We start from the raw sequence: 10113 nt of genomic DNA, 5'->3' as shown, positions 1-10113 counted from the left end.
CCCTCACCGAGGCGATGGAGGTGACGGGCTTCGTCCGCGCCGTTCTCAACGTCTCCTCCGACGCCAAGGACACCGACTTCGCCGTCAAGCTGGTCGATGTGGCGCCGGACGGCACGGCCTATATCCTCGGCGACACCATCCAGCGGGCCCGCTATCGCGACGGCTATGACAAGCCCAAGATGATGACCCCGGGGGCGGTGCACTCGATCCGGCCCACGCCGATCACCACCAGCAACACCTTCCTTCCCGGACACCGCATCCGCGTCGAGATCACCTCGTCCAACTTCCCGAAGTTTACCCGCAACCTGAACACCGGCGGGAACAACGAGAGCGACACGGCCTTCGTCGTGGCTCGCAACGCGATCCACCACGCGCCGGGCGAAGAATCCTATATCGAACTGCCTGTCGTGAAGCGTTAGCCGGACGCGTCAGTCTCCTGGCCCAGCCTTGGCCGGGGCAGGGGACTGAGGCGCCGAAAAGCCGCCCTTGGCCCGCGCCATCAGCGCCGACAGATAGCTCTCCATCAGCAGCACGAACTCGTCCTCCAGCACGGCGGGGGACAGGTTCAGGTCGGGCTCGGCCGCCGCCGCGCGCAGCAGGCCGGCCACCGCGTGGGTCAGGACGAACAGAGACTCCGGCGACAGGGCGAGGCTGAGCTCGGCCTTGCCGGCGATCGCCGCCAGAAAGGCCTGGTGGTGATGCAGCATCACCGCGTCGCCGCCGTGGTCGAACAGGGCGTCGAGCAGGGCCTTCCGGGTTTCGGGCGAGCCCTCGAAGGTGGTCATCAGGGCCTGGACGATCGGCCGGACGCTGCCCAGCTGCGGCGCGGCGATCAGGGTCTGGGCGATCGTGGCCCGCGCCGCCTCGGCCCGGCGCTGGGCCATGGCCGCCAGGATCGCCGGCTTGCCGCTGAAATACTGATAGAGCGTGCCGATACTGACCCCGGCCCGCTGGGCGATGTGATTGGTGGTCAGGGCCTCGACCCCGCCGGCCTCCAGAAGTTGAAAGGTGGCGTCGAAGATCGCCTCGACCGTGGTCTCGGCCCGGGCCTGGCGCGGGGTTCGCCTCGTCTTTTCAGTCACTTGTGAAGCTCCCCGGCGGCTGGCCCATCCGCCCGACAAGGCGAGTAGAAACATGAGCAATGCTTACATAACCTGCTGACCAGGGCGAGGGACGCGTTTTCGTCGCAGGAGCTTTGAGCATGAACGGCACGATCGAACAGGTCCGGGCCCGGGTCGCCGACCAGAAGACCCGTCAGCCGGCGCTCTATGGCGACATCGATTTCGACCGCGCGCCCGAGCGCTTCACCGACGATCCCGCCGACAGCGTCGCGCCCAGGGGCGTGGCCGGGGCCGAACCGACGGCCGAGCAACTGGCCCTGATCCGCGCCTACACCCTGCTGGGCGACCGGGTGGCCGACGCCTATGCCGGCCTGATGCCGCAGCACGGCTTTCGCGGCCTGATCGCCCTGCTGACCAAGGCCTGCGACGAGGGCCTGGACGCCGTGCCCGACGCCCCGCCCGAACTGGTCGCCTTCATCCGCGACATGGAGCACGTGCCCGACTGGGTCGACATGGACCTGGTCCGCGAGGGCGCCCGGCTGGACCGTCCGGCCGCCGCGATCCTGTCGCCTTTCGCGATCCGCGGGGCCTTTGTCGCCACCTTCATGAACAAGTACGCCGCCCTGCCCATGGCCCTGACCGGGACCCTGGGTCACGAGAGCGCCGCGCGGCGGGTCAATGAGACGGCCAGCTTCTTCACCACCACCCTGCTGCCCGGCGCCCTGGAGCGACATGGGGCGGGCTTCAAGGCCGCGGCCATGGTGCGGCTGATGCATTCGATGGTCCGCTTCAACGCCCTGCGTCGGCCCGGGGCCTGGGACGCCTCGGTCTATGGCGTGCCGATTCCGCAGGTCGACCAGATGCCGGCCGGCCTGATCCCGATCTTCCTGCTCAGCTACAAGCTGCTGCGCCAGGGCCGCACCACCTTCACCCCGGCCGAGCGGGCCCGGGTCGAGCTGAGCCGCTATCGCTGCTATCTGCTGGGCCTGCCCGAGGACCTGCTGGCCGATACACCGGTCGGGGTGGTCCAGACCATGACCGCCCGCAACCAGACCCTGCGAAAGGGCTTCGACGACGAGACCTGCGGCGCCCTGGTCCGCGCCACCCTGGCGGCCTATCTGCCGCCCGACCGCTCATGGCCCAATCGCCTGTTCGACACGGTTGAGCGCGGCTTCGCCAAGGTCTTCTTCCTGCGCCAGTTCCTGGGCGGCGACCTGCAGGCGGCGACGCGGATGGGGGTGAGCGTCACCCTGGCCGACCGCGTGCTGTTCGGCCTGGTGGCGGCGGTGGTCGTCAGCCGCATGGCCGCCTATGGCCTGGCCCTGAAGATCCCCGGCCTGCGCGACCTGGCCGACCGCGACCTGGTGGCCCAGCTGCGCCGCCATCTGGTGCGCTATGGCCATGCCGAGTTCACCACCGACGCGGCCCAGTACCGACCGACCCGGCCCTCGGAGACCGGCGATCCCTTGGCGGCGAGCCCGGCGGGCTAGCCTCGCGCCAGAAGGGTCGCCAGCAGGGTGTAGAGCGGGATGCCGAGGATCAGGTTGAAGGGGAAGGTGACCCCAAGCGACAGGGTCAGGTAGACTCCGGCGTCGGCCTTGGGCAGGGCCAGGCCCATCGCCGCCGGCGCGGCGATATAGGAGGCTGAGCCCGCCAGCACCGCCAGCGCGGCGAGGTCGCCGACACCCAGTCCAGCGAGCCGGCCGACGCCCAGTGCAACGCCCGCCCCGACGAGCGGCAGGAGCACGCCCATGGCCAGGACCGCCGGCGCGATCTGGCGCGCCGACATCAATCGCCGGGCGGCCGTGACCCCCAGATCGAGCAGGAACAGGCAGAGGAAGCCCTGGAACACGGGACCGACAAAGGTGGAGAGCTTCGCGCCGCCCGAGGACCCCGTCACCAGGCCGATCAGGAAACTGCCGATCAGCATGACGCTGGCGGCGTTCAGCAGGACCTCATGCAGCACCTTTCCGGTCGGCGCGCGGGTGGCGTCATCGCGGTCGCTGAAGGCGGCGATGGCGATGGCGGTCAACAGGGCCGGTGTCTCCATCAGCGCCAGAACCGCCGACATGTAGCCGCCCGGCGCCAGGCCAGTGCTGACAAGATAGCTATGGGCGGCCGCGAAGGTGACGACAGACACCGATCCATAGTGGGCGGCGGTCGCGGCGCTGGTCACGCGGTTCAGACCGGACCGGCGAAGCAGCAGGAAGGCCGGCAGCGGGAGAAAGAAACTCAGGGCCAAGCCCAGGGCGCCGGCCTTGAGGAAGTCGGCGTTCAATCCGTGCGCCCGCGCTTCGACGCCCCCCTTGAAGCCGATGCACAGCATCAGGACCAGAGACAGCATCTTGGTGGCGTTGGCCGGCAGGGCCAGGTTCGAGCGGGTCAGGGCGGCGAAACATCCCAGGGCGAAGAACAGGACAGCAGGCTGCAGAAGATTGCTGGCGGCCGGCGTCAGGATCTGGGTGAGGATGTCCATGGAAGTCTCCAAACGCCGTCGTGCTTGGCGCTGGGCGGCTTTAGAGGTGGACCAATCATTCTCATCGTTGATTTTAGCTATCGTTCTGATGACGTTTTCATATTAGAGTGCGACCATGCCGCGTCTGATCAACCTGGATCTCGACCTCGTCCGCACCTTTCTGGTGGTCACGGAGCAAAAGAGCTTCACGCGGGCAGGCGGCCGCCTCGGACGATCCCAGTCCGCGGTCAGCCTGCAGATCCGCCGCCTAGAAGACCAGTTGGGGCAGGCCTTGCTGTCGCGGGATCCGCGCCATGTCATTCTGACCGAGCAGGGCGAAGCCTTCCTGCCGCAGGCCCGGCGGTTGCTGCGGGTCAATGACGACATCCTGGCCGGGCTTGCGGCCGATGATGTCGAGGGCGAGGTTCGTCTGGGCGCGCCGGAGGATTTCGCGACCATTCACTTGCCGACGGTGCTTGGAGCCTTCGCCAGAAGTCATCCGAAAATCGCTCTGACCGTGACCTGCGATCTGACCCTCAATCTTCTGGATCGCCTGCAGAACGGCGAACTGGACCTGGCCCTGGTCAAGCGCGAGCCGCTGGGACCCGATCTCGGCGTGCGGGTCTGGCGCGAGCCCCTGGTTTGGGTAGCTCTGGATCCTGACTTCGCCATAAAGGAAGGACCGGTTTCCCTCGTGGCGGCCCCGTCGCCCTGCGTCTATCGCAAGCGCGCCGTGGCGGCGCTGGAGATGGACGGACGGTCCTGGCGCGCCGCCTATACCAGTCCCTCCCTGGCGGGCCAGTTGGCGGCCTTGCGGGGCGGACTGGGCGTGACGGTTCTGCCGCGCGAAATGGTCCCGGACGACCTTTCCGTCCTGGGCGAGGATTTACCCCGCCTGGCTGATGCCGAGATCGCCTTGCTCAGGGCCAAGGGCACGGCGCCGGCGGCCGCCGAACGCCTGGCCGACTACATTCTCGCCGCCCTGGATCGTCAGCGTCACCCCACGGTCTGAGCGCGGCCAGTCCGTCGAACGAGACCGCGTGTCGGCCTTCAGGACAGGGCGCTGGGGAGCTCTTCCAGACCAAAGCTCAGCCAAACGGCCTTGTCCTTGAGATTCTTGCGGACGAACTCGGCATGGGCCAGGCGCTCGGCCTCGGTCGAGCGCGGGGCCAGGGGCCGGGTGCGCAGACCGTAGGATCCGGCCTGGGCGATGGCGACGGTGTTGATCGACACCACCGCGGTCAGTTCCAGCACCCGTTCCTTGCCGCCCTGCAGCTCGAGATAGACCTCGGCCAGCAGGTGGGCGTCGATCAGGGCGCCGTGCTTGTCGCGGCTGTCGAGGCTGATCTTGAAGCGTTTGCACAGGGCGTCGAGCGAGTTGTACATGCCCGGAAAGCGCTTCTTGGCCATGGCCAGGGTGTCGATCCAGCGGCTTTCGGGCAGCAGGGCGCGGCCGCATTTCTCCAGCTCGAAATTGACGAAGCTGCGGTCGAAGGCGGCGTTGTGGGCGATCACCGGCGCATCGCCGACGAACTCCAGAAAGCGGTCGGCGATGGCGTCGAATTTCGGCTTGCCGGTCAGGAAGGCGCTGGACAGGCCATGCACCTTCTCGGCCTCGGCCGGCATGTCGCGCAGGGGGTCGCAATATTCGTGGAACGAGCGGCCGGTCGGCATGAAGTCGACCACCTCGATACAGCCGATTTCAACCAGACGGTCGCCCGTCTTCGGATCAAAGCCGGTGGTTTCGGTGTCGAGGATGATTTCCCGGGCCATGGCGATTCAATGGGCCGCTTCGGCGCCGTCATCAAGACGCTCAGGATGTCGCAGGGCCTGCAGGATCGCCCGAACCTGTTGACGAGCCGGCTCCAGGCCCTGGCTGGTGTCGATGACGAAATCGGCGCGGGCCCGCTTTTCGGCGTCCGGCAGCTGGCGGGCCAGGATGGCCGCGAACTTGGCGGCGTCCATGTCCGGACGGGCCATGACCCGGGCCCGTTGGACCTCGGCCGGGGCGGTGACCACCACCACCTTGTCGACCCGCTTGTCGCCGCCGGTCTCGTAGAGCAGGGGCACGTCGAGGACGACGATGTCCTTGCCGGCCGCGGCGGCCTTTTCAAAGAAGGCGATACGGTCCGAGCCGACCAACGGGTGGACGATGACTTCCAGCGCCTTGAGCGCTTCGGGATTTCCCAGGACCCGGGCGCTGAGCCGGACCCGGTCGATCGCGCCGTCGACCACCACGCCGGGGAAGGCCGCCTCGACAGGCGCCACGGCCGCGCCGCCCGGGGCGTAGAGCGCGTGCACGGCGGCGTCGGAATCATAGACCGGCACGCCTTCCGCCTCGAACATCGCCGAGGTGGTCGACTTGCCCATGCCGATCGAACCGGTCAGTCCCAGAATAATCATCGCTCAGACCTCGCCCAGATGACGCAAGGCCAGGGCGCGCACATCGACCGTGTCGGGCGGGGCCTGGCCATAGAAGGCTTCGAAAGACGGGACCGCCTGGCGCAGCAGCATTTCCAGGCCGTCGACCGTACGACGGCCAGCGGCGGCGGCGCGCTGAAGGAACTCGGTTCGCAGCGGCTTGTAGACCATGTCGACGATCACCGCCTCTTGCGGGGTTAGGTCGAGGTCCGCCGCCGGACCGGTCCCGCCGCCGAGGCCAAGCGACGTGGCGTTGATCACCAGTCCGGCTGTTCGCAGCAGGACGGGAAGGTCGCCTTCGGCCGCGGCGCTGACCTTGGCTCCAAAGTCGGCGGCCAGGTCCTGGGCCCGGGCCAGGGTGCGATTGACGATGGCGATGCGCGGCGCTCCGGCCAGCAGAAGAGCCGCCCCCGCGCCGCGCGCCGCGCCGCCGGCCCCCAGCATCACCACCGGCCGGGCAGTCAGGTCAAAGCCCGGGCCTGGATGGCGATGGCGGCCAGCAGGCCGGGTCCGTCGGTGTTGTCGGCCCGGATCGAACCGTCGGCCTCGAAGACCAGCAGATTGGCCGCGCCGGCCATCTTGGCCAGGTCGCTGGCGCTGTCGGCGACCGCCAGGGCCTGTTCCTTGAACGGGATGGTGACGTTCAGGCCGCGTATGGCCCCGCCGCGCAGACCCTCGATGAAGGCGACGAACCGCTCCGGGGCCGGGGCGAAGGGCGCATAGACCGCGTCGAGCCCGGCGGCGGCGATCCAGGCATTGTGGATCAACGGGCTCATCGAATGGCGGATCGGGGCGCCGCAGACCCCGGCGACCATGGCCGCACCGCTAATCGAACCGCTCATGTCTCGAGGGCTCCGTGCAGGCGAAGGAAATCCAGCAGCCCGACCAGGGGCAGGCCCAGGATGGTGAAATAGTCGCCGTCGATGGCGTCGAACAGCTGCACGCCCTCGCCCTCCAGCTCATAGCAGCCGACGCAGTGCAGGATCGCCTCGCCCCGGCGCTGCAGATAACCTTCAAGCCAGGCGTCGCTGAACGGCCGCACCGACAGTTTGGCGGTCTCGACCACCCGCCAGATCGGCTGGCCGTCCCGGGCCACCACCACCGCCGAATGTAGCTTGTGGGTCTGGCCGCGAAGGGCGCGCAGCAGGTCGCGGGCCTGGTCCAGGGTCTCGACCTTGTCGATCAGGCGACCGGCGAAATCCAGGGTCTGGTCGGCCCCGATCACCAGACCCGGACGCTTGGTCGAAACCTTGACGGCCTTCAGCTGGGCCAGGGCGTCAGCCACGTCGCGCGGCGTCGCGCCCTCGGCCATAAGCCCGGCCTTGGCGGCGTCCTCGTCGACGCCGGCGACCACCGCCTCGAAGGCGACGCCGGCATTGCGCAGGATGGCGCCGCGGGCCGCGCTCTTCGAGGCCAGGGTGACCGGGGTCAACCGAGCACCTCCACCTGACCGCGCCCGCCCGACAGCAGGTTGATGATCGCCGCGGCGGTCTCCTCGACCGAGCGCCGCGTCACGTCGATGATCGGCCAACCCATCTTCTCGAACAGGCGGCGGGCGGCGATGATCTCGGCCCGCACGGCGTCACTGTCGATATAGTCGCTCTCGCGGTTCTCTTTCAGCGACAGCAGGCGGTTGCGGCGGATCTGGATCAGCCGGTCCGGCGAGGTCATCAGGCCGACGACCAGGGTGTTCTTCAGCTCGAACAGCTGGGTGGGCGGCGGCCGGCCCGGAACCAGCGGCACATTGGCGGCCCGCACCCCGCGATGGGCCAGATAGATGCAGGTCGGGGTCTTGGAGGTGCGCGACACCCCCACCAGGATCACATCGGCCACCGACAGATCCTGGCCGCCCTGGCCGTCGTCATGGGCGATGGCGTAGTCCAGTGCGTCGATGCGGTCGAAATAGTCGTTGTTCAGGGTGTGCTGAGCCCCGACCCGGGTCGAGATCCGGGCGCCGAGATAGCGCGACATGGCGCTGACCACCGGGTCGAGCGCGGCGATACAGGGCATTTCGAGCCGCCGACAACCCTCTTCGAGCGCGGCCCGCAGTCCGGCGTCGACAATGGTGTGCATCACCACGCCCGGCGCGCCGGCGATCTCGTCCAGGGCCCGGTCCAGCTGCCGGGTCGAACGGACCAGCGCATAGATGTGCTCAATCGGCAGAATGTCGGTGAATCGGGCGCAGACCGCCCTTGCCATGGCGTTAAGGGTTCGCCGGTCGAGTCGGAAACCAGATGGATGTGGAAGTAGGTTGCGAACCGCGGGCAGGGCGGTCGTTGTCCGAACCGCCGTTGTCCTGTGGATTATCCGTTAATGATTGCTTAACCACTGGCGCAGCCTCTGGGGACGAGCGGGCATCAATCCGGGCCCATCAGGACCCACCCTCGACCCCTGTGTTAAACGGTCGCGTTGACGCCGGACAATCCCCAGACTGAGATAGTGAACGGCCGGCGGTGAATCTGACTCGTTCACCGGGCTGTGGGATCGGCGCGTCGGCCCGCGTTTCGCACCGGGGGCCGTTAAGATTTATTAAGAAATTCGCCGTGCTGTCGGGCTATCCCCAGACTTAACAGGGGTCTGATACCCTGTGAGCGGTCCGGGGACAGACGGTCAATCCTGTGTGGGATGCGTGCGGCGCGACAGGGTTGTCCCCGATTTGCTGCACCTGCCCTCCATCTCCTACCATCTTCATTAAAATCTAATTAAGATAAGGAAGAAGGCTTCCGTATCGATCCGGGCTTGAGCCCAAGGGCCTGACGGGATTTAAGGCCGGTATGACGACGCTCCCGATCCCCAAGCTGCTTTCCGTCCTGGCCGGCGAAACCGCCGAACGCCCGCCGATTTGGTTCATGCGCCAGGCGGGCCGCTATCTCCCGGAGTATCGGGCGGTGCGGGCCACCGAGCCGAGCTTCATCGATTTCTGCCTCAACCCCGAAAAGGCCGCCGAGGTCACTCTGCAGCCGATGCGGCGCTTTCCCTACGACGCGGCCATCGTCTTCGCCGACATCCTGCTGATCCCGCAAGCCCTCGGCCAAAAGGTTTGGTTCGAGGCCGGCGAGGGGCCCAAGCTGGGCGCCCTGCCGTCGATCGAGTCGATGGCGGCGCTGACGCAGCAAGCCGGCGAGGCCCTCGGCGCCGTGGGCGAGACCCTCAGCCGGGTCCGGGCCGCCCTGGAGCCTGACCGGGCCCTGATCGGCTTCGCCGGCGCGCCCTGGACCGTGGCGACCTATATGATCGAAGGCGGCTCCAGCGACCGTTCGGGCGCGCGGACCTTCGCCTATGAGCACCCCGAGGTTCTGGATCAGCTGATCGCTGTTCTGGTCGAGGCCACCGTCGACTATCTGGCCATGCAGGCCCGATCCGGCGCCCAGGCCCTGAAACTGTTCGAGAGCTGGGCCGAAGGGCTTTCAGAGCCCCTGTTCCAACGGCTGGTCATCGAACCCCATATCGCCATCGCTCAAGGCCTGCGGGCGCGCGGCGTCACGGTCCCGCTGATCGGCTTTCCGCGGGGAGCCGGGACCCTGGTCGAAGCCTATGCGCGCGCCGTGCCGGTGCAGGGCGTGGCGCTGGACACCCAGGCCTCGGCGGCCCTGGGCCAGACCATCCAGAAGACCAAGACCATCCAGGGGGCCCTGGATCCGCTTCTGCTGCGGGCCGGCGGCGACGGCCTGTTGCGCCGGGTCGACCAGCTGCTCGAACAGTGGGGCGGCGGGCCCTATATCTTCAACCTCGGCCACGGGATCCTGCCCGACACGCCGATCGCCCATGTCGAGGCGGTGCTGGCGCGGGTGACCGGCAAGTGAGCCGTCGCAAGGTCGCTGTCGTCCTGTTCAATCTGGGCGGACCCGACGGGCCAAGGCCGTTCGGCCGTTTCTGTTCAATCTGTTCCGGGACAAGGCGATCATCGGCGCCCCGGCGCCGATCCGCTACGCCCTGGCGGCCCTGATCTCGACCACTCGCGCCAAGTCAGCCCGGGCCAATTACGCGATCATGGGCGGCGGTTCTCCCCTGCTGCCCGAGACCGAGAAACAGGCCAAGGCCCTGCAGGCCGATCTGGACGTCCGGCTTCCCGAGCTGGAGACCCGCTGCTTTATCGCCATGCGCTACTGGCATCCGCTGACCTCGGAGACCGCCAAGGCGGTGGCCGCCTTTGCACCGGACGAGGTGCTGCTGCTG

General features: G+C 68.0%; 9 protein-coding genes and 3 pseudogenes. 5 read left to right on the top strand and 7 right to left on the bottom strand.

Going from position 1 to position 10113, the window contains the following annotated elements; genetic code table 11:
- Nucleotides 1-419: CocE/NonD family hydrolase (locus tag CSW58_RS03070; RefSeq protein WP_143755061.1), on the top strand; the 419-nt coding region annotated here is incomplete at its 5' end.
- Nucleotides 420-428: 9 nt separating this feature from the next.
- Here CSW58_RS03070 and CSW58_RS03065 read toward each other — a convergent pair.
- Nucleotides 429-1082 (bottom strand): TetR/AcrR family transcriptional regulator, encoded by a 654-nt coding sequence (locus tag CSW58_RS03065; protein ID WP_099446259.1) that lies wholly within the window; start codon nt 1080-1082, stop codon nt 429-431.
- Between the two features lie 119 nt (nt 1083-1201).
- On the opposite strand from CSW58_RS03065, the gene CSW58_RS03060 reads away from it, so the two are divergent.
- The gene (locus tag CSW58_RS03060; protein WP_099446258.1) at nt 1202-2551 is read left to right on the top strand and encodes an oxygenase MpaB family protein; all 1350 of its coding nucleotides are present in this window, start codon (nt 1202-1204) and stop codon (nt 2549-2551) included.
- On the opposite strand, the gene CSW58_RS03055 is transcribed toward CSW58_RS03060, so the two are convergent.
- On the bottom strand, nt 2548-3537 hold the full coding sequence (locus CSW58_RS03055) for a sodium-dependent bicarbonate transport family permease (protein ID WP_099446257.1): 990 nt from the start codon (nt 3535-3537) through the stop codon (nt 2548-2550). The two genes, CSW58_RS03060 and CSW58_RS03055, sit on opposite strands and share 4 nt — an antisense overlap.
- Before the next feature lie 115 nt (nt 3538-3652).
- On the opposite strand from CSW58_RS03055, the gene CSW58_RS03050 reads away from it, so the two are divergent.
- On the top strand, nt 3653-4528 hold the full coding sequence (locus CSW58_RS03050) for a LysR substrate-binding domain-containing protein (protein ID WP_099446256.1): 876 nt from the start codon (nt 3653-3655) through the stop codon (nt 4526-4528).
- 38 nt (nt 4529-4566) lie between these two features.
- Here CSW58_RS03050 and dnaQ read toward each other — a convergent pair whose 3' ends face one another.
- From dnaQ to CSW58_RS03025, 5 genes and pseudogenes are all read right to left on the bottom strand, one after another.
- A complete protein-coding gene (gene dnaQ / locus CSW58_RS03045) occupies nt 4567-5289 on the bottom strand; it encodes a DNA polymerase III subunit epsilon (RefSeq protein ID WP_099446255.1) in 723 nt (240 codons plus the stop codon).
- A 6-nt stretch (nt 5290-5295) separates the two neighbouring features.
- Entirely contained in the window at nt 5296-5919 is a 624-nt protein-coding gene (gene coaE, locus CSW58_RS03040; RefSeq protein ID WP_099446254.1) for a dephospho-CoA kinase, read from the bottom strand.
- Nucleotides 5920-5922: 3 nt separating this feature from the next.
- Nucleotides 5923-6779 (bottom strand): annotated as a pseudogene (gene aroE, locus CSW58_RS03035) (shikimate dehydrogenase).
- Nucleotides 6776-7369, bottom strand: coding sequence for a Maf family protein (locus CSW58_RS03030; RefSeq protein WP_099446253.1), 594 nt, complete (start codon nt 7367-7369; stop codon nt 6776-6778). The pseudogene aroE and the gene CSW58_RS03030 overlap by 4 nt, the downstream one beginning before the upstream one ends.
- Nucleotides 7366-8266 (bottom strand): annotated as a pseudogene (locus tag CSW58_RS03025) (pyruvate, water dikinase regulatory protein). The gene CSW58_RS03030 and the pseudogene CSW58_RS03025 overlap by 4 nt, the downstream one beginning before the upstream one ends.
- A gap of 445 nt (nt 8267-8711) precedes the next feature.
- On the opposite strand from CSW58_RS03025, the gene hemE reads away from it, so the two are divergent.
- A complete protein-coding gene (gene hemE / locus CSW58_RS03020; protein ID WP_099446252.1) occupies nt 8712-9740 on the top strand; it encodes a uroporphyrinogen decarboxylase in 1029 nt (342 codons plus the stop codon).
- A pseudogene (locus tag CSW58_RS03015) lies at nt 9737-10113 on the top strand (ferrochelatase); the annotation flags it as partial. The gene hemE and the pseudogene CSW58_RS03015, both read left to right, overlap by 4 nt.

Source organism: Caulobacter sp. B11 (assembly GCF_002737765.1).
Taxonomy (GTDB): domain Bacteria; phylum Pseudomonadota; class Alphaproteobacteria; order Caulobacterales; family Caulobacteraceae; genus Caulobacter.
This window is presented reverse-complemented; position numbering and strand designations above follow the sequence as displayed.

Excerpts from the sequence above, each read along its gene's own strand:
- CSW58_RS03060 (WP_099446258.1), top strand. The coding sequence starts at position 1,202 with ATGAACGGCACGATCGAACAGGTCCGGGCCCGGGTCGCCGACCAGAAG.
- CSW58_RS03055 (WP_099446257.1), bottom strand. The coding sequence starts at position 3,537 with ATGGACATCCTCACCCAGATCCTGACGCCGGCCGCCAGCAATCTTCTG.
- CSW58_RS03050 (WP_099446256.1), top strand. The coding sequence starts at position 3,653 with ATGCCGCGTCTGATCAACCTGGATCTCGACCTCGTCCGCACCTTTCTG.
- dnaQ (WP_099446255.1), bottom strand. The coding sequence starts at position 5,289 with ATGGCCCGGGAAATCATCCTCGACACCGAAACCACCGGCTTTGATCCG.
- coaE (WP_099446254.1), bottom strand. The coding sequence starts at position 5,919 with ATGATTATTCTGGGACTGACCGGTTCGATCGGCATGGGCAAGTCGACC.
- hemE (WP_099446252.1), top strand. The coding sequence starts at position 8,712 with ATGACGACGCTCCCGATCCCCAAGCTGCTTTCCGTCCTGGCCGGCGAA.